The organism is Mesorhizobium sp. B4-1-3, from assembly GCF_006439355.1.
Classification (GTDB): domain Bacteria; phylum Pseudomonadota; class Alphaproteobacteria; order Rhizobiales; family Rhizobiaceae; genus Mesorhizobium.
This window is the reverse complement of record NZ_VFTG01000039.1, coordinates 1-26,820: the sequence shown is the minus strand read 5'-3', so window position 1 is coordinate 26,820 and position 26,820 is coordinate 1. Positions and strand designations below refer to the sequence as shown.

Genomic DNA, 26,820 nt, shown 5'->3' with positions numbered 1-26,820 from the left:
CGTATCGGAAGGACAACACAATGGACGCAACCGCACTCAAGGCCATGCAGGCCCCGTTGAAGGACGCCTATCGCGAGGACGCCGCCCGAGCGCTGATCACGCTGAGAGCCCGCGGCACGCTCGACGACCAGTCGATCGCCTGCAAGGTAGAGACGGGCAGGGCGCTCGCAATTGCCGGGCTTCATCCGGCCACCGGCGGCTCGGGCCTCGAGCTCTGCTCCGGCGACATGTTGCTCGAAGCACTGGTCGCTTGTGCCGGCGTGACGCTGAAAGCGGTGGCGACGGCGCTGGAGTTCAAGCTCGGCAACGCCACTGTCGAGGCCGAGGGCGACCTCGATTTTCGCGGCACGCTCGGTGTCGCCCGGGACGCGCCGGTCGGCTTCCGCGAGATAAGACTGAAATTCGACCTCGACACCGACGAGCCGCAAGAGCGCATCGATTCGCTTGTGAAGCTCACCGAGCGCTACTGCGTGGTGTTCCAGACGATCAACAACAAGCCGGCGTTGAGCCTGAGCGCGGGGCGCTGAAGCGCGACGCCCCCTATCCGGCCGCTACGCGTCCACCTTCTCACCGGTGGGGAGAAGCGGTTTGGCGCCGATGTTGATAACCTCCTCTCCCCAACGGGGAGAGATCGGCCGTGCGAAGCGGAGGCCGGGTGAGGGGCAGTCCTACTGCGCCGACGGCGTCTCCGCATCCCCTTCGTCGGTGAAGGGCGAGGCGCTCGGCACGCATTGCACGGCCCAGCCCTGCGGCGTCGGCTGCTTCTGGTATTCGGTGATGGCGTTGGTGCACTGCTCGCGGGTGTCGAAGGTGCTGGGCAGCACCACCATGCCGCCTTGCGGGCCGGCGATCACCAGATACCAGACCAATGCTACGCTGGGGGTGGCAGCCATGGGTATTCCTCACTTTGCTCGAATGTCGGAGTCGGATCGATCCTAGCAACTCCCTCGGCATGGCGAAAGCAGGGCGGCGGCACACGCTTTCCCTGCCCCGTTCACAGACCCGTGAACAGACCGATCGGGCTTCGGGCTCACTCGACCGCGAAGCAGTAGAACAGGCCGTCGCCGCCGGTGCCCTTGAGCGCCGCCTGGCTGCAGCCGCCCCGCGAGGCATGCGAGGAATTCCACGACTTCGCCGCAGCAGAATCGTCGAGCCCCGTGCGGTCGTGATGGCCCATCATGGCGGCACCCTCGGCGCCGCTCATCGTCCAGTCGCCGCAGGTCTGGTCGGCGATCCTAGTGCCGTCGGGCTTGGAGCCGGTCAGCATGTCGTGCCGGTTGGGCGTGTCGCCGCGGCCGTTGACCGTCCCGCCCTTTTCGGTCAGCGCCGTCTGCTTGGTGATGGCGTTGGCGTCGCTGTGCAGCGAGGCGACATCGTCGGCGATCTTCTCGCCCTTGGCGTTGAACCACGGGCCCTTGCCGATGCGGTCGCGCGCATCCTCGGTGCTGGAGGAAAGATAGGCATGCCAAGTCTTGCCGGTGACACCGGCCGCTTCCGCGAGCGAGGTGCAATGCGCATCGGCGCCCTTCAGTCCGCCCAGATCGGCGCCCTTGTCGGAGCCGACGCTGGTGACGAAGAAACTCATGGTCTTGTCTTGCGAGAGGGCTGCGCCAGCAGATGCGGCAAGTGCCGCGGCTGCGGCGATGGCGGCAACGAGAATGGGTCTACGCATGTCGGTCCTCCGGTTTCGAATGCCTTGCATTCGAAGAACGTTGCCGGAGCCCGGTTTAATCCGGTCTGAGCTTCTTTTATTCCGGCTGCCGGTAGGCGACGAAGCGGTTGTGCTTGGCTTGGAAGATCAGGCCCGTCTCCTTCAGGTCCGGGCTTGCCAGCGGCACGATGCGCCTGGCGATTTCGGACGGATGCGGCAGCGTCTCCGGATCCTCTCCGGGCATGGCCTGGGCGCGCATCGCGGTGCGGGTCGCGCCCGGATCGGCGGCGTTCACCCTCAACGGCAGGCTCTCGGTCTCATGCGCCCAGGAGCGCATCATCGTTTCGACGGCGGCCTTGGAGGCCGCGTAGGGCGCCCAGAAGGCGCGCGCCGAATGGGCCGCGTTGGAGGTCATGATGATGGCGCGGCCGGCGTCGGAGAGCCTGAGCAACGGGTCGACCGAACGGATCAGCCGCCAGGTCGAGGTGACGTTGACGGTCATCACCTTCTCGAAGGTCTTGGCCTCGACATGACCGATCGGCGAGATGACGCCGAGCACGCCGGCATTGGCCACCAATATGTCGAGCTTGCCCCAGCGCTCGTGGATCGCGCCGCCCAGCCGGTCGATGCCGGGCATGTCGGTGAGGTCGAGCGGCACCAGCGTTGCCTGGCCGCGACCGTCGGCCTTGATCTGGTCGTCGAGCTCTTCCAGCCCGCCTACTGTGCGCGCCACCGCGATCACATGCGCGCCGGCCGCCGCCAGCTCCCTGGCGATGAAATAGCCGATGCCGCGCGAAGCGCCGGTTACGACCGCCACGCGGCCGGAAAGGTCGAGAGTCATTCAGGAATTTCCGTAAAGTGCGATTACGACCCGCCACTCGCCAGCAGCGACAGCGTGCGCACATTGTCGTGGCCTTCGAAGTCGAGCAGGCGGGTGGGGTACTGGCCAGTGAAGCAGGCGTCGCAGAATTGCGGCTGGTCGTTGTCGCGGCGCGCTTCGCCGACGGCACGGTAGAGCCCGTCGATGGAGAGAAAACCGAGCGAATCGACACGGATGAATTCCGCCATCTCCTCGACCGACATGCGCGATGCCAAGAGCTTCGACTTCTCCGGCGTGTCGACGCCGTAGAAGCAGGATGCGCTGGTCGGCGGCGAGGCGATGCGCATATGCACTTCCTTCGCGCCGGCGTCGCGCACCATCTGGACGATCTTCTGGCTGGTGGTGCCGCGCACGATCGAATCGTCGACCAACACCACGCGCTTGCCCTCGATCATGCGGCGGTTGGCGTTGTGCTTCAGCTTGACGCCCATATGGCGGATCGAATCGCCCGGCTGGATGAAGGTGCGCCCGACATAGTGGTTGCGGATGATGCCGAGCTCGAAGGGAATGCCGGCGGCCTGGGAAAAACCGATCGCAGCCGGCGTGCCGGAATCCGGAACCGGCACAACGATGTCGGCGTCGACCGGGCTTTCCTGCGCGAGCTCGGCGCCGATGCGCTTGCGCACCTCGTAGACATTGCGGCCCTCGACCGAGGAATCCGGCCGCGCGAAATAGACATATTCGAAAATGCAGAAGCGCGTCTTCTGCGGCTCGAACGGGAAGATGCTCTCGATCCCCTTCGAGGTGATCACCACCATCTCGCCGGGCTTGATGTCGCGCACGAAGCGGGCGCCGATGATGTCGAGCGCGCAGGTTTCGGAAGCGAGAATCCAGGCGCCGTCGAGATCGCCCAGCACCAGCGGGCGGATACCGAGCGGATCGCGGCAGCCGATCATCTTCTTGGCCGTCATCGCCACCAGCGAGAAGGCACCCTCGACCTGGCGTACCGCGTCGATGAAACGCGAGTTCAAATCGCGCTCCTTGCTGGTCGCGATCAGGTGCAGCAGCGTCTCGGTGTCGGAGGTCGAGGAAAAGATCGAGCCCTGCTTCTGGAGCACGCGCTGCACGGTGAGCGCGTTGGTGAGGTTGCCGTTGTGGGCGACCGCCAGGCCGCCCTCGGCAAGCTCGGCGAAGAAGGGCTGGATGTTGCGAATGCCGGCGCCGCCGGTGGTGGCGTAGCGCGTATGTCCGATGGCCCGGTTGCCTTGCAGGCTGTCGATGACGCGCTGCTTGGTGAAGGTATCGCCGATCAGGCCGACATGGCGTTCGACATGAAACTGAGTGCCGTCATAGGAGACGATGCCGGCCGCTTCCTGGCCGCGATGCTGCAGGGCATGAAGGCCGAGCGTGACGATGGCCGCCGCATCCTGCCGGCCGAAGATGCCGAATACGCCGCATTCGTCGTGGAAATGATCGTCGGCCTCGGCGGAAAGGACTTTGCCTCTATCTGCCGTTGAGTCTGCCATTTGGTGCTCAAGCTCCGCTAAAGCCGCCATATAAGGCGATCGCTCGCCGAACGCAACGCGCGTCGTCAGGCATTCACAAAATGCCTCAGGCCAGCGCCATGGCTGGCCTGGATTTCAGTTTGCCGGCGCTGGAGCGGGAGCCGGGGCAGGCGCTGGAGCCGGCTCGTTGTCGGCCGGTGCCTCGCCCTCGCTGTCGTCGGGTGCCGGCGCGTTGTCATCGCCGGCGGCCGGAGGCTCAGCCGCCGGCTGGTCGGTGGTGGCCGGAGCGCCGGCCTGCGGCGCGCCCTTATGCGTGTATTTGTTGACCAGTTCCTCGGTGTTCTCGGGCAGCACGCTTTCGAGCTTGGCGCCGATCGTCTCCAGCAACGGCCGCGACTTGGCGTTGGCGATCCAGGCGGGCGCCTTGGCGCCGGCCAGCCAGTTGAAGAACAGCAGCGCCACCGCGACGACCAGGATGCCGCGCGCCGCGCCATAGAGGAAGCCGAGCGTCCGGTCGAGCGCGCCGATGCGCGAATCGATGATCCAGTCGGCGAGTTTCATGGTGATGACCGAGACGACGATCAGCGCGATGAGGAAGACGACGCCGGCGGAAGCCGCCATCGCGATCTTGTCGTTGTCGATATAGGGCTGAACGTAGGGGAGGACCGGCTTGTAGAAGAAGAACGCCGCCGCCGCCGCCGCCGCCCAGGAAACCACCGACAGCACTTCGCGGGAGAAGCCGCGCACCATGGCGAGCATGGCTGAAACCAGGGTGAAGCCGACGAGAATTCCGTCAAGCAGCGTAATCGGCATGGTCCTCGCCCCACTTCCTGTCCTACGGCCCGACGAGCCGCATCACTCATCGTCGTCGGCACGGCTGCGCCGTGAGCCGGCTATGCGCGCCACAAGGTCGGCAAGCTCGGTGGGCTGGAACGCGCCGGCCCCGATCCCCCCGGCAACTTCCTCGCTGCCGAGCGGCAGCACCGCGCTTCCAAAACCCAGCTTTTCGGCTTCCTTGAGGCGCTGCTGCGCATGCGCGACCGGCCTCACCGCGCCCGATAGGCTGATTTCGCCGAAATAGACGCAATCGGCGGGAAGGGCAAGACCGGTGAGCGACGAAACCAGCGCGGCGGCGACCGCGAGATCGGCCGCCGGCTCCGAGATCCGGTAGCCGCCGGCGACGTTGAGATAGACGTCGTGCTGGCCGAAGCGCACGCCGCAATGCGCCTCCAGCACGGCGAGCACCATCGACAGCCGCGCGCCGTCCCAGCCGACGACGGCGCGGCGCGGCGTGCCGAGCGAGGAGGGCGCGACCAGCGCCTGGATCTCGACCAGCACCGGCCTTGTGCCTTCCATGCCCGCGAAAACGGCGGCGCCCGGCGACTTTGCGTGGCGTTCGCCGAGGAAAAGCTCCGACGGATTGGAGACCTCGCGCAGGCCCTTGTCCGACATCTCGAACACGCCGATCTCATCGGTCGGCCCGAAACGGTTCTTCACCGTGCGCAGGATGCGGAAGTGATGGTTGCCTTCGCCCTCGAAATACAGCACGCCGTCGACCATGTGCTCGACGACGCGAGGGCCGGCGATCTGGCCCTCCTTGGTGACATGGCCGACGAGCACGATCGCGGCGCCTGTGGATTTCGCGTAACGGATCATCGCCTGCGCAGCGGCGCGCACCTGGGTGACGGTGCCCGGCGCCGAATCGGCAAGATCGGTCCACAGCGTCTGGATGGAATCGAGGATGACGAGGTCCGGCCGCCTGCCGTCGGCGATGGTCGCCAGGATGTCCTCGACATTGGTCTCGGCTGCGAGCTCGACAGGCGTCGAGGCGACGCCGAGGCGCTGCGCGCGCAGCCGGATCTGCGCGACGGCTTCCTCGCCTGAGACATAGACGATGCGGTGGCCTTTCGAGGCGAGCGCCGCCGCTGCTTGCGTCAAAAGCGTCGACTTGCCGATGCCCGGATCGCCGCCGACCAGCAGCGCCGAGCCGCGCACGAAGCCACCACCGGTGGCGCGGTCGAGCTCGCCGATGCCGGACACGATGCGCGGCGCGTCCTCGATGTCGCCGGCCAGGCTGGTGAGCGCCACGGCGCGGCCCTTGCGGGCGTTGCGCGTATTCGCCGGCCCCGAGCCGATGCCGCCGGCGGTGCCTTCCTCGACCAGCGTGTTCCACTCGCCGCAGGCATCGCATTTGCCGGCCCAGCGCTGATGCACCGATCCGCAATTCTGGCAGATGAACTGAACGCGGGATTTGGCCACGCTGTTACCTTTTTGGCTCTGGGCGGACGCCGCGTTCCTTCGCGCCCCCCTCTGTCCGGCCGGACATCTCCCCCACTTGGGGGGAGATCGGACGGCACAACGGCTTTCGCCAATTTTCAACGTTGTAGAAAAGAGTGCCGGCGAAGGCGGCAGCCAATCTCCCCCCTTGTGGGGGGGATGTCCGGCAGGACAGAGGGGGGCGCCGTGAAGCGCCGACGCTCATCACTTTTGCTATGGTCCCGAGCAAGCGCCTACTCAAACCTCTCCGGCAGGTGATGCTCCTCGGCCAGATCGGAGAACCGAGTGAATTCGCCGTGGAAGGCGAGGCTGACGGTGCCGGTCGGTCCGTGGCGCTGCTTGGCCACGATCACCTCGGCCTTGCCGCGTGCCTCGTTCATCTCGTTTTCCCACTTGACGTATTCCTCGGTGCCGAGCTTCGGCTCGCGGTTCTTGAGGTAATATTCCTCGCGATAGACGAACAGCACCACGTCGGCGTCCTGCTCGATGGAGCCGGATTCGCGCAGGTCCGAGAGCTGCGGGCGCTTGTCGTCGCGGCTTTCGACCTGGCGCGACAGCTGCGATAGCGCGATGATCGGCACGCCGAGTTCCTTCGCGAGCGCCTTGAGCCCTGTGGTGATCTCGGTGATTTCCTGCACGCGGTTCTGCGAGGCGCGGGCGGAGGAGCCTTGCATCAGCTGGATATAGTCGATGACGATGAGGTCGAGGCCGCGCTGGCGCTTCAGCCGACGCGCGCGGGCGGAGAGCTGCGCGATCGAGATACCGCCGGTCTGGTCGATGAACAGCGGGATCTTCTGCATTGTCTGCGAGCAGGCCACGAGTTTTTCGAAATCCATCTCGGTGATTTCGCCGCGACGGATTTTCGACGACGAAATCTCGGTCTGCTCGGAGATGATGCGGGTGGCGAGCTGTTCCGACGACATTTCCAGCGAGAAGAAGCCGACGACGCCGCCATTGGCGGCCTTGAACGTGCCGTCGGCCTGCTGCGCCGGCACATAGGCCTCGGCGATGTTGAAGGCGATATTGGTGGCAAGCGATGTCTTGCCCATGCCCGGGCGGCCGGCGAGCACGATCAGGTCGGAGGGCTGCAGGCCGCCCATGCGGCGGTCGAGGTCGCGCAGGCCGGTGGAGATGCCGGACAGGTGGCCATCACGCATATAGGCTGCATTGGCCATGTCGACGGCGGTCTTGACCGCATCGTTGAAGCTCTCGAAGCCGCCATCGTAGCGGCCGGTTTCGGCGAGCTCGAACAGCCGCCGCTCGGCGTCCTCGATCTGCTCGGAGGGTGACATGTCGACCGGCGCGTCATAGGCGATGTTGACCATGTCCTCGCCGACGGTGATCAGCGCGCGGCGCGTGGCGAGGTCGTAGATGGCCCGGCCATAGTCGGTGGCGTTGACGACGGTGACGGCTTCGACGGCAAGCCGCACTACATATTGCGCCACCGTCATGTCGCCGACCTTCTCGTCGGCCGGCAGGAAGGTCTTCAACGTGATCGGCGTCGCGATCTTGCCCATGCGGATGAGCTCGGACGCGACCTCGAAAATGCGGCGGTGCAGCGGTTCGTAGAAATGCGCCGGCTTGAGGAAATCGGAGACGCGGTAGAAGGCGTCGTTGTTGACGAGGACGGCGCCGAGCAGCGCCTGCTCGGCCTCGATGTTGTTCGGGGCCTCGCGATAAAGCGGTTGCTCGGCGACGCCCAGTTTTCGCGCTGCTTCTGCCATGATCTCCCCGAATTCCGATCCCGCTTCCTCGATATCAGAACTGGACAAGCCGGTGCTGACTTATATGCAACACTGGGTTTCGAACCGGCCTTGATACTCGCGATTCACAGCTAAAATTTTCTCGTGGAAAGAATGGTCATTGACTCGAATCGAAGAGGAAAAAGATAGCCCTTCAGACGAGAACAAAACAAGAAAATTTTTATCCCAGAGTGTGGCCCCAGTCCGCGCGCCGCGCCGCCTTGAAAAACCCGCCGTCGCGCTTGCTGAACAGCTGCTCGACCGCGCTGCCGTCCGGCTGACAGAGTTTCAGCATCACCTTGCCGGAACCGCCCTTCGGCGGCGCAAGCACCCGCGCCGGGCGCGCCGGCGCCGGCTGCCGGGAGGCGGCGAGATAGATGAATTTCTCATCCTCCCACGGCACGTCGGCTTCCTTGACCAGGCGATGCAGGCGCGAGCGGGCGACGCGGCGCGAGAAATGGCACCAGTCGGGCGGCGCGAGCGGGCAGGGCGTTTCGTGCGGGCAGGGCGCCAGCACGTGAGCGCCGGCTTCGATCAGTTGCTGCCGCGCGGCAAGGATGCGCTGCCAGCCGGCGGGCGTGCCGGGCTCGACGATGATGAGCGTGTCGGCGGCCAGTTGCCAGAGGCGACCGACGAGCTTCGGCAGCGAAGCCGGCGCGACTTCGTCGAGCACATAGGCGATGCCGACGAGATCGGCGGGCTTGAGGTCGTTGAGATCGATGGTGGCGTCGCCGGCGACCCAGTCGGCGCGGGCGGCGATCGCGCCTGCCGCAAGCGACTGCCCGACCTTGCGTACAGCGGCGCTTGCTTCGACCAGAACCGCCTGCTCCAGCTCCGGCCAGGCGTCTGTCGTGGCCCAAAGCATGGTGCCAGGCCCGGCGCCGATGTCGAGCAAGGTCTTCGGCTGGAAATCCGGTCGCGCACTGGCCAGCGCATCGAGGCTGGCGCGGACCGCAGCATAGGTGGCCGGCAGCCGCGTCGCCAGATAGGCCTTAACCGCTATCTCCTCGCTCATATGCAGGCGGCCGTCGCGCAACTCGGCGCGGTATCGTTCGGAGAGCGTTCGCGCCGCCTGTTTCAGCGCTGCCAGCGGCACCTTCTCCAGGAGGCTGTCGACGCCTTGTCGGAGCGGGGCGGGCAATTCCATCTCAGGCTCTCTTAGAATTGAAGAGATAGAGCATGATGTCGTCCGAAAACCGCTTCACACCTTTCGGCATCATGCTCTAGGCGCCAGCAGGATGACGGAGGCGCCGGCGATGCAGAGCGCCGCGCCCGCCAGGTCCCAGCGGTCGGGGCGCGCGCCTTCGACCAGCCACAGCCAGCCGAGCGATGCCGCGATGTAGATGCCGCCATAGGCTGCATAGGCGCGGCCTGCAGCGTTGGTGTCGACCAGCGACAGCAGCAAAGCGAACAGCGCCAGCGAGGCGAGGCCGGGAAGAAGCCAGAGCGGCGACTTCTCCAGCCGCCACCACGCCCAGAATGAGAAGCAGCCGGCGATCTCGGCAAGGGCGGCTGCGGTGTATATGAAGCAGGTCATGAAAAAGGCCTCGCGAACGAGATCTTTTTCGCGGCGTCAGGCCGCAATGGCAAGCGGCAATGCGTTTCTATTCCACCTTCTTGCGACGCGTCGGCTTGGCGGGCGCTGCCGGCTCCTTGTGGCCGATGTCGCGCAGCTCCAGCGCCTTCTCGCATTTGGCCATATAGTCGCGCGTCATCGGCAACGTGTCGTTCTTCTTGGCGATCTGGAACTGGAAGATCACCAGGTCCTGCCAGCGGAAGGCGGCCTCAGAGGCGGCGAGGTAGAACTCCCACATCCTGCAGAAGCGCTCGTCATAGATCGCCTTCGCCTTGTCGCGGTTGGCGGCAAAGCGCGCGCCCCAATGCTTGAGCGTGTCGGCGTAATGCAGCCGCAGGATCTCGATGTCGGTGACGACGAGGCCCGACTTCTCGATCGCCGGCAGCACTTCCGACATCGCCGGGATATAGCCGCCGGGGAAGATGTATTTGCGGATGAAGGCGCTGGTGGCCCACGGCACGCCGGAGCGGCCGATGGTGTGGAGCAGCATCACGCCGTCCGGCTTCAGAAGCGTCGCGGCCTTGTCGAAGAAGGTGCGGTAGTGGTTGACGCCGACATGCTCGAACATGCCGACCGAGACGATGCGGTCGAAGCGCTCGTTGATGTGGCGGTAATCCTTGAGGTCGAAATGCACGCGGTCCTGCAGCCCCTGCGCATGCGCGCGGTCGGTGGAGACGCCGTGCTGCTCCGTCGATAGCGTCACGCCCTGCACGTCGACGTCGAAGGCCTTGGCGAGATAGAGGCCCAACCCGCCCCAGCCGGAGCCGATGTCGAGCACGGTCTGGCCGGCCTTGAGCCTCAGCTTCGCGGCGATGTGGCGCTTCTTGGCGAGCTGCGCCTCGTCTAGCGTCATGTCGGGCTGTTCGAAATAGGCGCAGGAATATTGCATGTCCTCGTCGAGGAAGAGCTTGTAGAGCTCGCCGGACAGGTCGTAGTGCCGCTCGACGTTGCGGCGGGAGCGAGAGGCGGTGTTGATCTGCTGCAGCCGGCGGAAGGCGTGGCGCAGGCCCTCGATCGCCTTCGACCAGGTCACGTCGATGCCGCTCGAGCCCATGTTCTGGAACGCGATTCGCATCAGCCCGAGAACGCCGCCCTCGAGCACGTCGAGTTCGCCGTCCATATAGGATTCGGGCACCGCGAGCATCGGGTCGAAGGTGATGGCGCGCTCGGCATGCGAGGTCTTGATGTGGATATGCACCGGCTCGCCGCTGCCGTCGCCGAACTTGTGCGTCGTGCCCTTCGGGCCGGTCACCTTGAGGTCGCCGACGCGCACCAGGCGTTCAAGAACGTGTTTCAACAGGATGTTCATGACCAAATGTCCCCTCAGTCGGATCACCCGGTAATCGGACTGGAATGCCGGACCGAAAGTGCACCGTCCGCGTCCAATCGACGCGCCACGCTGTAATGTGCACAAGATATAGGGCGTCGAAAAGTTCCTTTTGGCACAAAAAAGCCCGGGTCTGAGACCCGGGCGTTGGTCCAGAAATCCTGGACGTGTGCGAGCCGAGGCGATGCCTCGGAAACTGCCGGTCAGGCGTTCTCTTCGCCGCCTTCGAATTCGGCGTTCGGGTCGAAGAAATTCTCCGGCCGGGCGTTGTCGTTGATGTCCTCGCCATAAATGGCTTCGGCGGTGGTCAGCGTTTCGCCCTTGGCCTGGCGCTCCGCCTCGTCGGCCGAACGGGCGACGTTGAGCGTCACGGTGACTTCGACTTCCGGATGCAGTGCGATCGCCACGTTGGAGAGGCCAATGGTCTTGATCGGCTGGTTGAGCTCGATCTGGTTGCGGTTGACGGTGAAGCCTTCGGCGGTGAGCAGGTCGGCGATGTCGCGGGTCGACACCGAGCCATAGAGCTGGCCGGTTTCTCCGGCCGAGCGCACGACGATGAAGCTCTTGCCGTCGAGCGTCTCGGCAATCTTGGCGGCTTCAGACTTGCGCTCCAGGTTGCGGGCTTCGAGCTGGGCGCGCTGACCTTCGAACTTCTTCTTGTTGGCTTCGTTGGCGCGCAGCGCCTTGCCCTGCGGCAGCAGGAAATTGCGGGCGAACCCGTCCTTGACCTTGACGGTCTCGCCCATCTGGCCGAGGCGGGAAATGCGCTCGAGGAGAATGACTTCCATGGTTTCGTTCCTTCGTCTGCGCGCCGGCCGTTCGATGGGCGCTGAATGAATTGGAACAGGTCAGGAAGCTTGGCGCGGCGTTGCCGCTCTTGTCGCTGTCCTGCCTGTCTTGGCAGTTAGAGGCTGTTCGCCCCAACTCGGGATTTGATGGTCAACCCGACGCGCCCGCCGCGCCGGTTAAGGAGCGGGCGGCGAACCGCCCGCTCGAGAAATTAGCGGACCACGTAGGGCAGCAGGCCGAGGAAGCGGGCGCGCTTGATCGCCTTGGCGAGCTCGCGCTGCTTCTTCTGGCTGACGGCGGTGATGCGCGAGGGCACGATCTTGCCGCGCTCGGAAATGTAGCGCTGCAGGAGACGCACGTCCTTGTAGTCGATCTTCGGTGCGTTGGCGCCGGAGAACGGGCAGGTCTTGCGGCGGCGGTGGAACGGACGCCGGGTCGGGATCTGGTTGATGTCGACCATTATTCTGCACCTCCTTCAACGCTTTCGCGCGGACGGCGCGGACCACGGTCGCCGCCGTCACGGTCACCGAACGAACGCGGACCACGGTCGCCGCGGTCGCGGTCGCCGAAGGAACGCGGGCCACGGTCGCCACGATCGCGGTCGCCGAAGCCACCGCGCTCGGAACGCTCTTCGCGCTTCTGCATCATCGCCGAAGCGCCTTCCTCATGCGCCTCGACCTTGACGGTGAGGAAGCGAAGGACGTCTTCCGACAGGCCCATCTGGCGCTCCATTTCGTTGAGCGCGGCCGGCGGGCAGGTGATGTCCATCAGCGTATAGTAAGCCTTCCGGTTCTTCTTGACCCGGTAGGTGAGGGACTTCAGTCCCCAGTTCTCGATCCGGCCGACCGAGCCGCCATTCGCGGTGATGACGCCCTTGTACTGTTCGACAAGCGCGTCAACCTGCTGCTGCGACAGGTCTTGCCGGGCAAGAAACACATGTTCGTAAAGAGCCATTATGTCTTTCTGCCTTTCTTCGTTTCTCTGTCCGGCCCTCGCGGCTAAGCCTCTGCAACTTGTCTGACCCGACGGAGCGGGGAAGAAAGGAGCATCACGAGACGGTCGAGAGCGGAGACACGGGAGGCTGGAAGCGCTTCTGGCTTCGTGTCGTGGTCTGAACGACCACGGCCCTCCGTTCAGCCCCCAGCAAGGACCGGCAGATTGCGGGCGTCTATATAGCAATTTCCAGCGAAGGCAAGGCCGGGGATGGGCCAGCGTGAATGCAGAGTGTCGCAGCTTCGGAAAAAACCCAATGCCTGCCGGCGTTCGATCCGTCGATTTTCCAGTAATCGGGCTTTAACCACCCCAATAGGTTGTATCGGGTTGTAACCAGGCGTTTATCATGAAAGGCGCATGAGAGGCGCGCGGGCCGCAAGGCGGCTGGAAATCAGGCGATTCCCATCAAGCAATTCCAGGGGTAGGGAATGCTTCTCAGGCAGTTTTGGCGCTCAAGGCGAGGCAATTTCTCGTTGATGCTGGCGGTGGGCGTGCCCGCCATGCTGGGCGCGGTGGCGTTTGCGACCGACGTCTCGACGCTGATGCGGGCAAAAGGCAATTTGCAGAACGCGCTCGACGCGGCGAACCTCGCTTCCTCGCATCTGGGCGACGCCGAGGTGACGCGCACCGACGCCTTCAACCGCTATTTCCAGGCCAATATCGCCGGCCATGGCGAGCTTTCCAACGCGAAGGCCACGCTGACGGTCGACAGGGGCGTCAACTTCGTCAAGACCAGGGCCACCGCCTCGGCCGACGTCAATCTCAACTTCGCATTCCTGTTTGGCGCCGAAAAGCGCATCAGCGTCGACTCTTCGGCGGTCGAATCCAACAACCAGCTCGAAGTCGTGCTGGTGCTGGACAACACCGGCTCGATGGCCGGCGCGCGCATCGGCGCGCTGCGGACGGCGACCAAGTCGCTGCTCGACTATCTCGAAGCGGTCAAGTCGCCGACCCGTTCGGTGCGAGCCTCGCTGGTGCCCTTCGTCACGGCCGTCAACGTCAATGGCCCCGAATTCGACCCGTCCTGGATCGACATGGACGGCAAGTCGTCCACCAACGGCGTCAATTTCCCGGTCGTCGACGGCAAGCGGCCGAACCATATGGCGCTGTTCAGGCAGCTTGGCCAGAGGGGCGGATGGAACAACACGGGCTGGAAGGGCTGCGTGGAGGCCCGTCCAGGCGCCTTGAACATTTCCGATACGCCGCCGGACCCGTCGAAGCCCGATACACTGTTCGTGCCCTATTTCGCGCCGGACGATCCCGACATCGCCAAGAAGCCCTCGGCCTCCTACGGCAATTCGGCGACCAGCTACAACAATTCCTATCTCGACGACACGATCGACAACAGCAAGCTCAACCAGAACACTCTGGGTATAGACCTCAGCGGCCTGGTTACCGGCCTCGCCAATGCGCTGCTCAGCGTCGATCTGAAGATCATCGGAAAATATGTCGCCTCGACCACCAAGCTGATCACCGAGACCGGCAGCACGATCACCATCGGCCCGAACCGCGCCTGCCCGACGCCGATCATTCCCCTGACCGACGACTTTGACAAGCTCCGCCTGGCGGCAAGCCAGATGAGCGAGTGGAACGGCTCCGGCACCAACGTGTCGGAGGGCTTGAGCTGGGGCCAGCGGGTGCTGTCGCCGCAGCCGCCTTACACCGACGCCGCCCCTTACAAGACGGCCGGCGTCACCAAGGTGGTGATGCTTTTGACCGACGGCGAGAACGTCGTCTACGGCGCCTCGAACACGCCGCAGAAATCGGACTATACCTCCTATGGCTATCTCGCCAGCGGTCGTTTCGGCTCGAGCAACCAGACGACGGCGGCGCGCAACGTCGACGGCTGGACCAAGGATGTCTGCACCCAGCTGAAGAACCAGGGCGTCCAGATCTACACCATGGTGCTGCAGGCCGACACGGCGGCCAACCGCTCGCTCTACAGCGCCTGCGCTTCTGATCCGAGCGACTATTACGCCGTCGAGGATCCGGCCAAGCTTCCCAACGTCTTCCAGACGATCGCCAACAAGTTTTCGAGGCTGCAGCTTACGAACTGACAGGGATCGGCGCCGCGGCATGAGACCGGGTCATGAGGGAATGAGACGGGCACGACCTGTTTGGAGATCGTAACCGCCCCTCCGGAATGTCAGGCCTCGCCTTTAACAAATGTAGCGGCGGTGCGCTGCGTCATGTGAGCATGATCAAGTCCTCGCCCCTGGCGGGGTCAAGAGACCAACCACCTTTACCGCTGGCTTCGGCCAGCGGGTTTCTCGGCCGCCATTGAGAGGAGCCTGGCCATCCACAAAGAGGGAAAGGTAGACAGTCCTCGGATCGCCCTGAGAGCTCACCTGTAGGTTCAATTGCCGGCGCCTCCTAGCGCGGCCTGGACAGCCGCCAGCAGGGAAGCGGGAGAGTAAGGTTTAACCAGCCATCCCAAGGGTTGCGCAGCCGCTGCTCGAGCGCGCACATGCTGGTCGGAGTGAGCTGTGGCAAACACCGAACGCAACCCGTAGGTCTTGAATAACTCCGTCGCGGCCTCGACCCCATCCATCGCGCCGGCAAGCCGCATGTCCATAATGACCAAGTCGACCCGGTTCGCCGCTGCAGCGTTCAAGGCTTCCTCGCCCGAACCGACGACCACCACCTCGAAGCCGGCGCCGGCCAGGGTGCTTTCTATTTCGAGCGAGATCAGGAAATCGTCCTCGACCACCAATATACGGGGCGACGAAGCTGCACCGATTGGTTCGGCCGCGAGAATGGATTTCGTGAGCGATGGAGGGCGGTTGGACGAGGGAGAAAATTCAGTCATCGAACGTCGTCCGGCAGCTTTGAGGGATGTCGACGCGGTGAAAAACGGACGCTGCACCGTGTCTTCGGGTTTGCAGTGACGGTGAACTCACCATGCAATTGCCGCGCCAGGCCTTGCACCAACTTCAAGCCTGACGAACGGTTGCGAACCGCTATGATGTCGAAGCCCGGGCCGTCATCTTCTACAAAAGCCTCGAAGGCCCCGCCATCGTGCTTCAGACCGGCCAGGATCGTGCCAGACCCGTCCGGGTTTCCGTATTTGATCGCGTTGGTCAGAAGCTCGTTGAGGATGAGCGCCAATGGCATGGCGACGTCATTGGAAAGTTCCGCGTCATCGGCCTCGTACTCGATGCGGACTTGGTCGGGCAATGTCTGTCGTATCGTGTCGCAAACGGCGCGGAAGAAATCCCGCGCGTTGAACTCGGTTGAATTGACCGTGCCGTACAGGACCTGTTGGGCGGCTGCCATTGCTGCCACCTTGGTGCTCGCCTCGCGAAGGATGTATCGCGCTTCGACATTGGCGGTCCTGCTGCCGGCCAGGTTAAGCAGCGACTGCAGCATGTGCATGTTGTTCTTCACGCGATGGTTCAGCTCGTTGAACAGCAGGCGCTGCTGGGTCTCAGCCTGCTTACGTTCGCTGACATCGACGAGCATGTTGATGCCGCCGATAATTTTGCCGGTCTCGTCGCGAAGAGGCGTCGGATATGGGATGAAAGGAATTCGCACGCCGTCAGGACGCTCGGCCACGGCCTCCACGTTCCGTATCTCGCGCCCCTCCTTCAGAGCTATCGCCATCGGACATTGATCATGCGGCAGGGGCGTGCCGTCTGGCCAAAACAACTTCCAGGTGACGCACCATTTGTCCTTGCCGACCTGCGGAACGCGCCCGGCCAGCTCGACGGCAGCCTCGTTGAAGAAGGTTATCGTGCCTTCAGCATCCGTCGTGTAGATCGCCGCCGGAATAGCTGCCAGCAGATCCCTCAACTGCCGCTCGCTGGCACGCAGCTTGGCTTCGGCCGCCTTGCGGTCGGTGATATCGCGGGCGATTTTGGAAGCACCAATTATCCTGCCTTGACCATCACGTATGGGAGAAATGGTCAGCGAGATGTCGATAAGGCTCCCGTCCTTGCGGCGACGCAAGGTTTCGAAGTGATCGACAAGCTCGCCACGGCGGATGCGGCCGATAATCTCCGGTTCTTCGCCAAGTCGGTCGTCCGGAATGATCATGGTTATGTGCCTGCCGATCGCCTCTTCGGCGGTGTAGCCGAACAGGCGCTCGGCACTGGCGTTCCACGATTTGATGATGCCGTTCAGATCCTTGCTGACGATGGCGTCGTGGGAGGACTCGACGATGGCGACCAACTGGCTCGCCGCGCGCTCGGTCCTCTGCCGGGCAGTTTCGAGCCGGACCCGATCGACCGCGAAACCGAGCTGGCGCGCGACCGTCAGCGCGAACCCGATTTCGGAGTCCGCAAACGCGTGCGGGCGGTCGTAGTAGGTCATGAATTTGCCGAGCAATTGCGTTCGGGCGGTGATGGGAACGAACGCGAGCGCCGCAATGCCTTCATTTTGCACGCTGGCCTTGAGATCGGACGGCAATTCGCTTTGTGCGACATCCTCTATGACGATCGGCTCAGGGTCCAACGCCTCGCGAGACCACGGAGAATGCCCTTCCACCGCCCGCCTATAGGCGTCCGACAAGCCCCGCGAGGCCTCAAATTTGATGACGCCGCGCTCATCGAAGAGAAGCACGGAGGCGCGATCGGCATGCAGCGCCTGCACAATCGTGCTAAGCGCGATCTCGTACACTTCCTCCAGGTCCGCCGCTCGCTGGAGCCTGTCGGTGAACTCGTAAAGCGCTTCCTGCTGCTCCAGGTGCCGCACCAGGGCTGCCTCGGCTTGCTTGCGGGCGGTGATGTCTTGCTGCACCCGCACCGCGTGCAGGAAGCGGCCTTTGGCGTCTCTTACACTCGATGACGTGACCGCGACCCAGATCCTTGCCCCATCCTTGCAGATGAAATGCTTCTCATGACGGTAGATGTCGATCTCGCCTCGCACCTGGCGCTCGAACTCTCGCCGATCGGCATCGACATTTTCCGCCAGGGCCGGATCGAAAACCGATCTGCCGATCAGTTCCTCGGCTGAGTAACCGAGAAGACCGGCCAGATAGCCATTGACGCGCGCCAGCTCGCCTTTTTCATTGACTTCGGCGATGCCAATTCCGGCATGCTGATAGGTAGCGGCGAGCCGCTGCTCTTGTTGTTTCATGATGTCGTCGGCTCGACGCCTGTCCGTGACGTCGTGAAAACAATTGATCGCCCCAACGACCCGCCCGTCATCGTCTTCGACCGGCTCGATGTGAACCATCGCCCAGATCGTCGAGCCGTCGGGCCGTTCCACTTCAGCTTCGACGCCTCTGATGGGAATGCCGGTTCGCAACACCGTGGCCATCGGTGTTTCATCGCGGCCGAGCTCGCGGCCATCGAAAAACAGTTTATGCGATCCGCAATAGAGCTCGCCATCCGACCCGACCAAGGGTGTCCGGCCCCACAGGTCGACAGCCTGCTTGTTGAACCACAAGAGATGCCCCCGCGCATTGCAAGCGTAAATCCCGATCGGCAGCTTTTCGATGAAATCAGGAGCCGATTGTAGAATTGAGACGTCGTGCGGCAGAGGAATGAACCTCTCGGGGTCTCCGAAATTTCCGATGCGCATCCACCCTTCCCGCTCAGCAGACCATCGGCCGCAACGCGGACGAACGGACTTGGTTCCCAACCAGCATGGCAGGAGCGAGATACTATATATTTTAGGACGCTCACTGTTGGAAGATTGGCGACGACGGCAAGGATACGATCTAAAACTCGAACGCGGATGCAGTCATGGCCGCGATCAAGGCTGCAAACGAAACTGCGTTGCACGGCTTCGAAGCTGAGGTCCTCATTCAGGGGATAGACGGCAAATGGCGAACGGAATGGTCCGGGGATGAACGGACGTTCAGGCTGTCACTCGATCGCCGATAGAAAATGAGCCTATGCCTCTCCTTTGAGGCAGCGACCCAGACCAGAGCTGGCGACTTCGATCAGTGCAAATATCGCCGCATAATGCTCAGCAGCCAATGGTGAAGGCTCATGTCTGCGGGGCGGTAATCATATTCTTCGATCGCGGTTCGCAGGGTCAACTGAACCAATTCTTCACCTGATTTGAACGATCCGCCTCTATGCTGTCGGGCTATTGTTCGCAGGATGCCGAGCAGATGCTGGTCATCTTGGTTGGACATCAGGTTGTGGTCCGGACGCATGATCGCCCTGTCTCTTGAGCGGGATGCCTGGTTGCGGGAACGGAGGCTGCGTATGTGCTGATGGTGCCAATCGATTCAAAGCAGGCGATTGCGTTCCGCGAGCTCACGTGCCCGACGTAGAGTGCCGTCTGTGTCGGCGATCCTGCGCCTTGCCGCTTCGTCGGTTCTGATCGTCAGCCGAGCCGACATCATCTTGAATGGCTTGGCCACCGCCACGATCGCCACGGGTGGGGCATCCGGTGTTTTCATGGTTCTCATGGGTATTCTCCCTTCAGGTGAATGAGTGCCGGGACCGCAGTGGCCCAGATGATGCAGCAGATGACCGGCCGGCGCGCTAAACCGCAGTATTGGCCCTGCCGCGATCAGGATGCCCGGCCGGCCTCCGCCCGCCTTTTGGCATCCTGTGCATTCAGTTCGCTGACGATCTTTTCCGCCCGGCGCGTCTTGATGCCGATCGTCATCTTCTTCTCGAACTCGGCAGGTTGACCGGTGAAGATGTCGAAAACGGTCCAACTGTTCGGTTCGTCCATTCGAAGCGCGTAGCGGTTCGCCATGCTCGCGTCCTTCTCGTTTTCGCTTTCCGACGAATGTCGGCCTCGTTCAGCCTTTTACGGTGACAAAAACCGATGCCAGCGTGGCGACAATCCAGAACGCGACACATATCTTCAAGGTGAGCGGGCCGTATGCCGCCATGCTCGCAGCCATATTCTCCATCCCGCTCGCGTTAGCCTGCCTCGCCGCCGCAGCGAGCGGCGCGTCGACGCCAAGTCTGCCAAACGCGCGCGGCGGTTCACGCCTGGAAACGATGCCGGATGTCCTCAATGCCGGGCTTGGCGCCGCTGTTGGACGACCGAGCTTTGTGGGCGACTTCTTTCTTGCGGCGGAACGGGTGGGCATATCCTTCTATAGACGGCTTGCCGCGCGATAGCTAGGAGTGCCGAAATCATTTGTCGGCTCCTGCAAATTTATCGATGAAAACAAATTGCGAGGCGCGAAAAAAATAGCGCAACGAGCAGCTGACTTTTTTTGTTTTCAAAACATATGTTCAAGCTTTTATTTTGCCGATGAAAATAAACGCGCCACCGCCTTGCCCGCAGTGCCTTTGGGGCGCATATATTAAATTCGTTGATTTGGTCGAGGTGGCTTTCGTTATGATGAAGCCTCGCCATCCGCCTTCCGAATTTTCGACAATGAAATCATTGCGCCGCCTCCAGCGCTGCGGCTCGTCGAGGGACGGAGACAACCATGACCACACTTCTGCAACGCAATGCACGCCCGATCCAGCATGGCGCGCCAGCGCGCCTGTTCGATATCGGACAGGCGGTCCGGCTGAAGGGCAGCCTCGGCGTCGGTCCGCAAACCGGTGAAATCTACCGCGTTACCGGAACCCTGCCTTCGAGGGAGAACTCGCTGCAATACCGCATCCGCAGCGAAAGCGAGCCGCATGAGCGGGTCGTGACGGAGGACAGGCTGGAACCGGTCGACGAGGTGTCGGACGGCGGCATGATGCTCATCGAAAGGACATTCGGACATGGCCAAGGGACAGAAGCGCTCGAACAGAGAGATCAGGAAGCCGAAGCAGGACAAGGTTCCGGTGAAGCCTGAGAATGCGTTCCGCCAAATCAACGGTGCCGGTGGCACTCACGGCCAAGGCAAGGGCAAGGGCTGACGGCAGGATGCTTGCGCGAGACGGATTCAAATGAAGGTTATGATCGAATTCTATCGCACGCGCGTTGCCGACGACGCGCATGCCGTCGTCGGCCGTGAGACCGTGGACGCGGCCGACCTCGATGCGGCAATCGAGATCGCGCGGCTTCTGGCAAGGACGCTGAACATGCCCCAGTGGCCAGATGCCGTCGCCATCACCGACGACGAGGGCGCGACGATCTATTCCGGCATTATCGCCGCGCAGGCGGATATAGACAAAGGGCCGAGATCATGAACGCCGGCGGCCCTCGCACCGATGCCGCACGCGGCGCCTGGCCTCATCCCCGCGAGGAAAATGCAGGCGGCGCGCAGGCGTGCGACTTTGGGGACCATCAATATGGCCGCCGCATCGAAGCCGATCGTTCCTGGACCGTCTATCACGTCTTCACCGGCATCCCGGCGCATGTGAACGGTACCTCCATGATCGGGCTCAGCCGTTCGGAAGCGACGAACGGCATGCTGTCCCTCAACCTTCGCACCAGCGAACACCGCAAGCAGAGGATCGTCGCGCGGCCAACTCTTGTTGGCGTTCCTGAATTATCGGGAGACCTGTCATGACTCTAGCTTTCCCAAATCCCAGCCGCAGCTTCGATGAAGCGCGCAATGCCGTCTGCTTCATCGGCCATGACGGCATGTTTCGGATCCGTTTCTTCATCGAGGCAGAGGCCCTGGCCAAATCCGGCGTTGTCCCGGGCGGAAAAGTAAGCACCGAGACGGCCTGTCTTTCGGCATTCGACGCCTTGCGGGCCACCATCCAAGACGTGGCCGGCAAGGTCTATGTCCGCAACCGCCGCGACTCCTACACTTTGACCGCCGCTGATTTCCGGTAGCGGCATCCGCAATGCGATCAAGGCTGGCTGAATAATGTTGCTACCGCGCTCGTCTTTCGGCGCCGTCGAGCGTAGGGTGCGCGATGGTTCACAAAAAATTCCGGGCTCCTGTGGTTGTCTACATCGCTGGCCCTATCGGTTTCACTCTCATTGAGTCCGTCGCGCAAGCTTCGGATTTCCTGTTTGACCATTGGCCTGGAAACGACAGCCTGGCTTGGACTGACGCCATGAAGCGCTGCGCCGAAGATGGTGCTGCCGATGACGCGAGTGTCGCTTTCCTTGCCGCGCTCAAGAGTGCGGGGATCAGCTACGACCGCACCGTTGAGATTTACTGAGCTTGGTGACGGAAAGCGCGCCGTCTGATTTGCGCGCTGTCGGTTTTGCAACCGCCATGGAAACCGCGGCGGTGTCTGCTCAAGACCTGCCCAATCCTGCATACGGAGATTTCGAATGGCGATGAAGCCGAACTATCGATACGAGCGGAGCCAACGAGACAAGGCCAAGGCGGCCAAGAAAGAAGCCAAGCTTGCCGGGAAAGCTGCGAAGGAGAAACCTTCATCCACAGAGCAGAAGGAAGCGCGGGAGCCCGCCGCTGACGAAAGCTGAGGCATGGCGATGACGGAGCGCGAGACGGACAAATTCGAAATCGACGTGGAATGTCCCCGTTGCCACCATCAGGCAAAGACGCTTGTCGGCTGGATTCGTACTCACACACAGCTGGAATGCGCAAACTGCGGCGACATCATTGACATTGAGAGCAAGAACTTCAGGTGGCATGAACAGCGCTAAGGAAAGCCCTATGACGCCATCCGAACCTCGGTCGCCGCGCCTTGCCGTTCTGATCGACGCCGACAATGCCTCGGCCAAGATTGCCGATGGGCTGTTCGAGGAGATCGCCAAGATCGGCGAGGCCAGCGTGCGGCGCATCTATGGCGATTTTTCGAGCTCGCGCTCGAAAGCATGGGCCGACGTTCTTTCGAAGCACGCCATCATACCCCAGCAGCAGTTCGCCTACACGACAGGCAAGAACGCCTCGGACATCACGCTTGTCATCGACGCGATGGATCTGCTCCATAGCGGTCGGTTCGACGGTTTCTGCCTGGTTTCCTCCGACAGCGATTTCACCCGGCTGGCGGCCCGCATTCGTGAGCAGGGCGTCGACGTGTTCGGCTTCGGCGAGCAGAAGACACCCGAGAGTTTCCGCCAGGCATGCCGGCGATTTGTCTATACCGAGAACCTGCTGCCCTCCGCGCCCGCGAACGAGCCTGAGGCGGTATCGAGCATGAAGCCACTACAGCCGCCGTCAGCGGCCGTGCCGATCATTCGGAAGGTCATTGCGCAGATGGAAAGCGAGGATGGCTGGGTTCCACTCGGTGCGGTCGGCACGCAACTCGCCAACCTGGCTTCCGACTTCGATCCGCGTACCTTTGGCTTTCGCAAGCTGAGCGATCTCGTTCGCAAGACGAATGCCTTCGAGATCGACCATCCTGAAGGAGGGATGCTCCGGATAAGGATCAAGCCGGAGGCTCCGAGAAGGAGACGACGCTGATTGCCGCAGCCCTATTCAGCAGGAGCCAATGCCGGGTCAGTTCCGGTCGTGTCATCATCTTCGCCGATGCCAGAAGTCCGGATCGTCGCTCAGGAAAGAGAATGGCGTTCCATTTGCGTCGGCGGAGGTCCAACGCACGTCGTCCCATCCGCTCAAGCTGTTCATGAACAGTCCCACGAGCGAAGAGGATTAGTCGATACCCAGAGCAACCGGGCCGCAGCGCCAGCGTCGGCTTAGATCAAAGCGTATCGCGCAGAGTAGCAGGTGTGGGGGATCTCCGCTATAAGACCACGACGGGTCACGCTCATGCTTTCCATACCGCATGCTGAACGCTTGGCCACCAAAAAGAAATTTCATCCGCGTTGGATCGAAATCGCCACTGGCACGTTTAGCCTAGTTAAGCAGGATCGACATGGCCAGGCAGCCGAGGTTCCCTATTGTCGGCATCGGCGCTTCGGCTGGCGGCATCCCCGCCATGGAGGAGTTCTTTCATGGCATTCCCGCGAAGCCCGGCATCGGCTTCGTCATCGTTACGCATCTAAGCCCGGAACGAGAGAGCCTCCTGCACGAAGTGGTGGGCCGCTATACCGATATCCCCGTCAAGGTCGCCGAGGACGGGGTCGAAGTCCGGCCTGACGTCATTTACGTCATGCCGCCCAATGCGATTTTGACGATCGAAAACACCGCTCTCAGACTGCGACATCCGAACTCCGTATCGAGAGAGCGCAAGCCGATCGACATCTTCTTTAGCGCGCTGGCTGAGGACCACGGGGAATACGCGGTCGGAATTGTTCTCTCCGGCGGAGATTCCGACGGCACGCTGGGTGTCAAGGCGATCAAAGAGCACGGCGGACTGACGCTCGCGCAAATCGCCGACGGGTCTGGGCCGCGTAATCCCGACATGCCCCAAAGCGCCATCGGTTCAGGGTTGATCGACATTGCCGTCCCCGCGCGCGATATGGGAGAAAAGCTCGCCGAATTCGCGCGCAGTTTCGAGTTGCTGGGCGAGCCGGCCGACGGCAGGGCTGAGGATGGGAGCATCCGCGACGCGCAAAATGAAATCTACGCCATCCTGCGTAGCCATTCCGGACATGATTTCTCTGGTTACAAGACCAAGACGGTGCTTCGTCGCGTCAGGCGCCGCATGCAGATCAACCAACTCAGCTCGATCGACAATTACGTCAACCTGCTTCGCTCGAGCCCAGACGAGGTCCGCTTCCTGTTTCGCGACTTGTTGATCAACGTCACCAACTTTTTTCGCGACGCCGATGCCTTCAAGATTTTGGAGGATACCGTAATTCCAAAGCTGTTCGAAGGCCGCGACGCCAATGACACGATCCGCATCTGGGTTCCGGGTTGTGCGACGGGAGAAGAGGTCTTCTCGATTGGCATGCTGATGCGCGAGCACATGGACACGCTGCCGGTGGTGCCGCGTGTGCAGATATTCTCAACCGATATCGATGACGCCGCATTGAGTGCCGCCCGCGCGGCACGCTATACCGAACCGTTGCTGGCCGGGGTTTCACCCGAACGTCGCGAACGCTTCTTCAACAATGACGGCACCAGCTTTGTGCTACACAAGAGCGTGCGCGATCTGTGCATCTTCTCTGCCCACAACGTCATTCGCGATCCGCCGTTCTCACGCATGGACATGGTCTCATGCCGAAATCTGTTGATCTACTTTGGGCCCGATGTTCAAAAGCAGGTCATTCCGACATTTCACTACTCACTGAAACCAGGCGGCTATCTGTTCCTCGGCACATCGGAAAGCCTGAGCCAACACGGCGAGCTGTTTGCGCCGGTCGACAAGAAACATCGCATCTTCAAGGCACGCGAACACGCAGCGGCGCCGCGCCTGCCCCTTCTGCTTAATGCAGCGTCCTCCATCAGCCTTCTAAAAGCCGGCGACACCCGTGTGGGACGCGGCTTGTCCTATTCGCTGCGCCAGGTCGTCGAAGCTCAAGTACTGGAGCGCTTCGCGCCAGCCCATGTCGTCGTCAACGGCGAAGGAGATGTCGTCTATTATTCCGGCAAAACGGGCAAATATCTCGAACCGCCGCAAGGTGTGCCGAGCCGTCAATTGCTGACGATGGCGCGCAGTGGGCTGCGCCTGGAACTGCGTGGCGCATTGCGGGAAGCGGTCGAGAATAGGCGTACCGTGGTGCGCGATGCGATCGCCGTCGAGGAGGACGACGACCGCGTCCAGTTTGTCACCTTGACCCTCGAACCCCTGGCCGACCGCGGAAGCGAACCGCTTTTCCTCGTGCTTTTCGAGCCCGTTGGGCGTTCGCAGTCGCGGTCGGCTGCGGGCGGGGCGCCGCCGGAGGCTGGCGGATTGGCGGATCTGGAGCGCGAGCTGCGCGACACCCGCGAGCGCTTGCAATCGACAATCGAAGAGTACGAAACCGCGCTGGAGGAACTCAAATCCTCGAACGAGGAATTGGTCTCGGTCAATGAGGAAGCACAGTCGTCCAACGAGGAGCTCGAAGCCTCCAAGGAGGAGATGCAGTCCCTCAACGAGGAGCTGAACACGATCAATGCCGAGCTGGTATCGAAGGTCGAGGACCTCGATCGCGCCAACAGCGATCTGAAGAATCTGTTCGAGAGCACCGAGATCGCGACTGTCTTTCTTGATCCCAAGCTGGTCATCCGCAGCTTCACCCCGGCGGCTTCGTCATTCTTCAATCTGTTGCCGACCGATGTCGGCCGACCTCTTACCGATCTTGCAAGCCAACTCGAGTATCCGCAGTTGCGCGAACACATCGCCCAGGTTTTCCGGTCAGGCGAGATGATCGAGCATCAGCTTTCGCGCGATGGCGAAGGCGTCCACTATCTTGTCCGCCTGATCCCTTACCGTGATGCCGTCGGTAAGATACAGGGCGTCGTCGTGACCTTCGTTGACGTCACGACCCTGGCCGAAGCCGATGCTCATCAGCGGGTTCTCATCTCCGAGCTCAATCATCGGGTCAAGAACATGCTGGCTGTTGTCATTAGCATTGCCAGCCAGACCTTGAAGAACGCTGAATCGCCGGAAGCCTTTGCGGAGGCGCTCATCGGCCGCCTGCACGCGATGGCGAGGGCCTACGGCGTGCTGTCGCGCGAAAACTGGAAAGAAGTGTCGGTCGAGGAGATCGTCCGGCAGGAATTGGAGCCTTTCGGACTGGAGCGTAGCATCAGGGCGGGTGAGGACGTCCCTTTGAAACCCCAGCAGGGCCTGTCACTTGGCATGGTCGTCCACGAGCTGGCGACCAATGCCGCAAAGTACGGAGCCCTGTCCACTCCGGCCGGTAAGGTGGCTGTGACGTGGTCAGTCATTGATCAGGAATTTCGCTTGGAGTGGGCGGAAACGGGCGGCCCGCCCGTCGGCCGACCGAAACAACCCGGATTTGGTTGGTCGCTGGTGAAAGGTGAAATCGAATATCGGCTGGATGGCAATTTCGAAACAAATTATGAATCCGACGGTTTGAGATTGCGATTGGCGTTTCCACTCGGTCGACGGGAGATGGAAGTTGGCTAGCGCACGGATTCTGGTTGTTGAGGACGAGTGGCTGATCGCCGAGGATCACAAGGATGTTCTCGAAAAAGCGGGCTATGTAGTAGTGGGACCTGCCGCATCCGTGCGCTGCGCGGTCGGGCTGATCGAAAGCGAAGTCATCTCGGCGGCGGTGCTCGACATCGGTCTCAACGGCGAGACCAGCGCTGCGCTGATACCATTCCTTACGGAACGAGACATTCCGTTCGTTTTTGCAAGCGGCTATGTGCCGCCGGACGTTCCTATGGAGTTACGTGCCTATCAGATACTGCCAAAGCCTGTGCCGGCCGTTGCGCTCATTCAAGCCGTGGGTGGCATGCTAAATGGCAAGGCGCCTTGCTAGGCTGTAGTGACAATTTAATCATTTGAGCCAGAGCATGATGGCAGCAAGCTTGACGAAGCCGAGGAAGTTGGCA

At 62.4% G+C, this 26,820-nt stretch carries 30 protein-coding genes; 13 read left to right on the top strand and 17 right to left on the bottom strand.

Annotated features, from left to right (window positions below):
• The first annotated feature begins 20 nt into the window (after positions 1–20).
• Positions 21–527: an OsmC family protein gene (locus FJW06_RS28135; protein WP_140756684.1), complete on the top strand. Its 507-nt coding sequence runs from the start codon at positions 21–23 to the stop codon at positions 525–527.
• A gap of 141 nt (positions 528–668) precedes the next feature.
• Here FJW06_RS28135 and FJW06_RS28130 read toward each other — a convergent pair whose 3' ends face one another.
• From FJW06_RS28130 to rpsF, 13 genes are all read right to left on the bottom strand, one after another.
• Positions 669–893, bottom strand: a complete 225-nt coding sequence (locus FJW06_RS28130) for a hypothetical protein (protein WP_041008353.1) — start codon at positions 891–893, stop codon at positions 669–671.
• A gap of 137 nt (positions 894–1,030) precedes the next feature.
• Positions 1,031–1,672: a hypothetical protein gene (locus FJW06_RS28125; protein ID WP_140756682.1), complete on the bottom strand. Its 642-nt coding sequence runs from the start codon at positions 1,670–1,672 to the stop codon at positions 1,031–1,033.
• A 76-nt stretch (positions 1,673–1,748) separates the two neighbouring features.
• Positions 1,749–2,492: an SDR family NAD(P)-dependent oxidoreductase gene (locus FJW06_RS28120; RefSeq protein ID WP_140756680.1), complete on the bottom strand. Its 744-nt coding sequence runs from the start codon at positions 2,490–2,492 to the stop codon at positions 1,749–1,751.
• A 23-nt stretch (positions 2,493–2,515) separates the two neighbouring features.
• Entirely contained in the window at positions 2,516–3,997 is a 1,482-nt protein-coding gene (gene purF / locus FJW06_RS28115; protein WP_140756678.1) for an amidophosphoribosyltransferase, read from the bottom strand.
• Positions 3,998–4,111: 114 nt separating this feature from the next.
• Positions 4,112–4,789 carry a CvpA family protein gene (locus FJW06_RS28110; RefSeq protein WP_140756676.1) on the bottom strand — a complete coding sequence of 226 codons (678 nt, stop codon included), beginning with the start codon at positions 4,787–4,789 and terminating at the stop codon, positions 4,112–4,114.
• 42 nt (positions 4,790–4,831) lie between these two features.
• A complete protein-coding gene (gene radA, locus FJW06_RS28105; protein WP_140756675.1) occupies positions 4,832–6,235 on the bottom strand; it encodes a DNA repair protein RadA in 1,404 nt (467 codons plus the stop codon).
• Between the two features lie 251 nt (positions 6,236–6,486).
• The gene (locus tag FJW06_RS28095) at positions 6,487–7,977 is read right to left on the bottom strand and encodes a replicative DNA helicase (RefSeq protein ID WP_140756673.1); all 1,491 of its coding nucleotides are present in this window, start codon (positions 7,975–7,977) and stop codon (positions 6,487–6,489) included.
• A gap of 199 nt (positions 7,978–8,176) precedes the next feature.
• On the bottom strand, positions 8,177–9,142 hold the full coding sequence (locus tag FJW06_RS28090) for a small ribosomal subunit Rsm22 family protein (RefSeq protein ID WP_140756671.1): 966 nt from the start codon (positions 9,140–9,142) through the stop codon (positions 8,177–8,179).
• Positions 9,143–9,211: 69 nt separating this feature from the next.
• The gene (locus FJW06_RS28085; protein ID WP_140756669.1) at positions 9,212–9,532 is read right to left on the bottom strand and encodes a YnfA family protein; all 321 of its coding nucleotides are present in this window, start codon (positions 9,530–9,532) and stop codon (positions 9,212–9,214) included.
• A gap of 67 nt (positions 9,533–9,599) precedes the next feature.
• On the bottom strand, positions 9,600–10,880 hold the full coding sequence (locus FJW06_RS28080; protein ID WP_140756667.1) for a cyclopropane-fatty-acyl-phospholipid synthase family protein: 1,281 nt from the start codon (positions 10,878–10,880) through the stop codon (positions 9,600–9,602).
• A gap of 221 nt (positions 10,881–11,101) precedes the next feature.
• Complete coding sequence (gene rplI, locus FJW06_RS28075; protein WP_140756665.1) at positions 11,102–11,686, bottom strand: 50S ribosomal protein L9; 585 nt, start codon at positions 11,684–11,686, stop codon at positions 11,102–11,104.
• A 212-nt stretch (positions 11,687–11,898) separates the two neighbouring features.
• A complete protein-coding gene (rpsR, locus tag FJW06_RS28070) occupies positions 11,899–12,147 on the bottom strand; it encodes a 30S ribosomal protein S18 (protein ID WP_006203718.1) in 249 nt (82 codons plus the stop codon).
• Complete coding sequence (rpsF, locus tag FJW06_RS28065; RefSeq protein WP_140756663.1) at positions 12,147–12,641, bottom strand: 30S ribosomal protein S6; 495 nt, start codon at positions 12,639–12,641, stop codon at positions 12,147–12,149. Before rpsF ends, rpsR begins: the two co-directional genes overlap by 1 nt.
• Before the next feature lie 467 nt (positions 12,642–13,108).
• Between rpsF and FJW06_RS28060 the strand changes: the two genes are divergently transcribed.
• A complete protein-coding gene (locus tag FJW06_RS28060; RefSeq protein ID WP_140756661.1) occupies positions 13,109–14,737 on the top strand; it encodes a pilus assembly protein in 1,629 nt (542 codons plus the stop codon).
• Positions 14,738–15,036: 299 nt separating this feature from the next.
• On the opposite strand, the gene FJW06_RS28055 is transcribed toward FJW06_RS28060, so the two are convergent.
• Together FJW06_RS28055 and FJW06_RS28050 are read right to left on the bottom strand one after the other, a co-directional pair.
• The gene (locus FJW06_RS28055; protein WP_140756659.1) at positions 15,037–15,489 is read right to left on the bottom strand and encodes a response regulator; all 453 of its coding nucleotides are present in this window, start codon (positions 15,487–15,489) and stop codon (positions 15,037–15,039) included.
• Entirely contained in the window at positions 15,486–18,203 is a 2,718-nt protein-coding gene (locus FJW06_RS28050; RefSeq protein ID WP_140756657.1) for a PAS domain S-box protein, read from the bottom strand. The genes FJW06_RS28055 and FJW06_RS28050 overlap by 4 nt, the downstream gene beginning before the upstream one ends.
• Before the next feature lie 164 nt (positions 18,204–18,367).
• Here FJW06_RS28050 and FJW06_RS30335 point away from each other — a divergent pair, with 164 nt between their 5' ends.
• On the top strand, positions 18,368–18,508 hold the full coding sequence (locus tag FJW06_RS30335; RefSeq protein WP_181178639.1) for a DUF2188 domain-containing protein: 141 nt from the start codon (positions 18,368–18,370) through the stop codon (positions 18,506–18,508).
• Positions 18,509–18,861: 353 nt separating this feature from the next.
• Here the strand turns inward: FJW06_RS30335 and FJW06_RS28045 are convergent, their stop codons facing one another.
• Together FJW06_RS28045 and FJW06_RS28040 are read right to left on the bottom strand one after the other, a co-directional pair.
• Entirely contained in the window at positions 18,862–19,044 is a 183-nt protein-coding gene (locus tag FJW06_RS28045; protein WP_140756655.1) for a hypothetical protein, read from the bottom strand.
• Positions 19,045–19,148: 104 nt separating this feature from the next.
• On the bottom strand, positions 19,149–19,340 hold the full coding sequence (locus tag FJW06_RS28040; RefSeq protein WP_140756653.1) for a hypothetical protein: 192 nt from the start codon (positions 19,338–19,340) through the stop codon (positions 19,149–19,151).
• A gap of 59 nt (positions 19,341–19,399) precedes the next feature.
• On the opposite strand from FJW06_RS28040, the gene FJW06_RS28035 reads away from it, so the two are divergent.
• The 10 genes from FJW06_RS28035 to FJW06_RS27995 all read left to right on the top strand — a co-directional run bounded on the left by FJW06_RS28035 (position 19,400) and on the right by FJW06_RS27995 (position 26,747).
• Positions 19,400–19,714, top strand: a complete 315-nt coding sequence (locus FJW06_RS28035; RefSeq protein ID WP_140756651.1) for a hypothetical protein — start codon at positions 19,400–19,402, stop codon at positions 19,712–19,714.
• Positions 19,715–20,031: 317 nt separating this feature from the next.
• On the top strand, positions 20,032–20,391 hold the full coding sequence (locus tag FJW06_RS28030; RefSeq protein WP_140756649.1) for a hypothetical protein: 360 nt from the start codon (positions 20,032–20,034) through the stop codon (positions 20,389–20,391).
• Positions 20,392–20,485: 94 nt separating this feature from the next.
• Positions 20,486–20,728 (top strand): hypothetical protein, encoded by a 243-nt coding sequence (locus FJW06_RS28025; RefSeq protein WP_140756647.1) that lies wholly within the window; start codon positions 20,486–20,488, stop codon positions 20,726–20,728.
• On the top strand, positions 20,725–21,051 hold the full coding sequence (locus tag FJW06_RS28020) for a hypothetical protein (RefSeq protein WP_140756645.1): 327 nt from the start codon (positions 20,725–20,727) through the stop codon (positions 21,049–21,051). The genes FJW06_RS28025 and FJW06_RS28020 overlap by 4 nt, the downstream gene beginning before the upstream one ends.
• On the top strand, positions 21,048–21,323 hold the full coding sequence (locus FJW06_RS28015; RefSeq protein WP_140756643.1) for a DUF1488 domain-containing protein: 276 nt from the start codon (positions 21,048–21,050) through the stop codon (positions 21,321–21,323). Before FJW06_RS28020 ends, FJW06_RS28015 begins: the two co-directional genes overlap by 4 nt.
• An 83-nt stretch (positions 21,324–21,406) precedes the next feature.
• Complete coding sequence (locus FJW06_RS28010; RefSeq protein ID WP_140756641.1) at positions 21,407–21,658, top strand: DUF982 domain-containing protein; 252 nt, start codon at positions 21,407–21,409, stop codon at positions 21,656–21,658.
• Between the two features lie 115 nt (positions 21,659–21,773).
• Positions 21,774–21,929: a hypothetical protein gene (locus FJW06_RS30330; protein WP_181178637.1), complete on the top strand. Its 156-nt coding sequence runs from the start codon at positions 21,774–21,776 to the stop codon at positions 21,927–21,929.
• A gap of 193 nt (positions 21,930–22,122) precedes the next feature.
• Positions 22,123–22,872: an NYN domain-containing protein gene (locus FJW06_RS28005; protein ID WP_140756708.1), complete on the top strand. Its 750-nt coding sequence runs from the start codon at positions 22,123–22,125 to the stop codon at positions 22,870–22,872.
• Between the two features lie 412 nt (positions 22,873–23,284).
• Positions 23,285–26,389 (top strand): CheR family methyltransferase, encoded by a 3,105-nt coding sequence (locus tag FJW06_RS28000; protein ID WP_140756639.1) that lies wholly within the window; start codon positions 23,285–23,287, stop codon positions 26,387–26,389.
• The gene (locus FJW06_RS27995; protein ID WP_140756637.1) at positions 26,382–26,747 is read left to right on the top strand and encodes a response regulator; all 366 of its coding nucleotides are present in this window, start codon (positions 26,382–26,384) and stop codon (positions 26,745–26,747) included. The genes FJW06_RS28000 and FJW06_RS27995 overlap by 8 nt, the downstream gene beginning before the upstream one ends.
• The last annotated feature ends 73 nt before the right edge of the window (positions 26,748–26,820 follow it).

Coding starts and splice junctions, on each gene's coding strand:
- FJW06_RS30335 (WP_181178639.1), top strand. CDS start 18,368: ATGGCCGCGATCAAGGCTGCAAACGAAACTGCGTTGCACGGCTTCGAA.
- FJW06_RS30330 (WP_181178637.1), top strand. CDS start 21,774: ATGGCGATGAAGCCGAACTATCGATACGAGCGGAGCCAACGAGACAAG.
- FJW06_RS28050 (WP_140756657.1), bottom strand. CDS start 18,203: ATGCGCATCGGAAATTTCGGAGACCCCGAGAGGTTCATTCCTCTGCCG.
- rplI (WP_140756665.1), bottom strand. CDS start 11,686: ATGGAAGTCATTCTCCTCGAGCGCATTTCCCGCCTCGGCCAGATGGGC.
- FJW06_RS28005 (WP_140756708.1), top strand. CDS start 22,123: ATGACGCCATCCGAACCTCGGTCGCCGCGCCTTGCCGTTCTGATCGAC.
- FJW06_RS28130 (WP_041008353.1), bottom strand. CDS start 893: ATGGCTGCCACCCCCAGCGTAGCATTGGTCTGGTATCTGGTGATCGCC.
- FJW06_RS28000 (WP_140756639.1), top strand. CDS start 23,285: ATGGCCAGGCAGCCGAGGTTCCCTATTGTCGGCATCGGCGCTTCGGCT.
- purF (WP_140756678.1), bottom strand. CDS start 3,997: ATGGCAGACTCAACGGCAGATAGAGGCAAAGTCCTTTCCGCCGAGGCC.
- FJW06_RS28060 (WP_140756661.1), top strand. CDS start 13,109: ATGCTTCTCAGGCAGTTTTGGCGCTCAAGGCGAGGCAATTTCTCGTTG.
- FJW06_RS28090 (WP_140756671.1), bottom strand. CDS start 9,142: ATGGAATTGCCCGCCCCGCTCCGACAAGGCGTCGACAGCCTCCTGGAG.
- FJW06_RS28010 (WP_140756641.1), top strand. CDS start 21,407: ATGGTTCACAAAAAATTCCGGGCTCCTGTGGTTGTCTACATCGCTGGC.
- FJW06_RS28025 (WP_140756647.1), top strand. CDS start 20,486: ATGAAGGTTATGATCGAATTCTATCGCACGCGCGTTGCCGACGACGCG.
- rpsF (WP_140756663.1), bottom strand. CDS start 12,641: ATGGCTCTTTACGAACATGTGTTTCTTGCCCGGCAAGACCTGTCGCAG.
- FJW06_RS28085 (WP_140756669.1), bottom strand. CDS start 9,532: ATGACCTGCTTCATATACACCGCAGCCGCCCTTGCCGAGATCGCCGGC.
- FJW06_RS28135 (WP_140756684.1), top strand. CDS start 21: ATGGACGCAACCGCACTCAAGGCCATGCAGGCCCCGTTGAAGGACGCC.
- FJW06_RS28120 (WP_140756680.1), bottom strand. CDS start 2,492: ATGACTCTCGACCTTTCCGGCCGCGTGGCGGTCGTAACCGGCGCTTCG.
- FJW06_RS28125 (WP_140756682.1), bottom strand. CDS start 1,672: ATGCGTAGACCCATTCTCGTTGCCGCCATCGCCGCAGCCGCGGCACTT.
- FJW06_RS28030 (WP_140756649.1), top strand. CDS start 20,032: ATGACCACACTTCTGCAACGCAATGCACGCCCGATCCAGCATGGCGCG.
- FJW06_RS28095 (WP_140756673.1), bottom strand. CDS start 7,977: ATGGCAGAAGCAGCGCGAAAACTGGGCGTCGCCGAGCAACCGCTTTAT.
- FJW06_RS28045 (WP_140756655.1), bottom strand. CDS start 19,044: ATGAGAACCATGAAAACACCGGATGCCCCACCCGTGGCGATCGTGGCG.
- FJW06_RS28020 (WP_140756645.1), top strand. CDS start 20,725: ATGAACGCCGGCGGCCCTCGCACCGATGCCGCACGCGGCGCCTGGCCT.
- FJW06_RS28055 (WP_140756659.1), bottom strand. CDS start 15,489: ATGACTGAATTTTCTCCCTCGTCCAACCGCCCTCCATCGCTCACGAAA.
- FJW06_RS28015 (WP_140756643.1), top strand. CDS start 21,048: ATGACTCTAGCTTTCCCAAATCCCAGCCGCAGCTTCGATGAAGCGCGC.
- FJW06_RS28080 (WP_140756667.1), bottom strand. CDS start 10,880: ATGAACATCCTGTTGAAACACGTTCTTGAACGCCTGGTGCGCGTCGGC.
- rpsR (WP_006203718.1), bottom strand. CDS start 12,147: ATGGTCGACATCAACCAGATCCCGACCCGGCGTCCGTTCCACCGCCGC.
- FJW06_RS28110 (WP_140756676.1), bottom strand. CDS start 4,789: ATGCCGATTACGCTGCTTGACGGAATTCTCGTCGGCTTCACCCTGGTT.
- FJW06_RS28040 (WP_140756653.1), bottom strand. CDS start 19,340: ATGGCGAACCGCTACGCGCTTCGAATGGACGAACCGAACAGTTGGACC.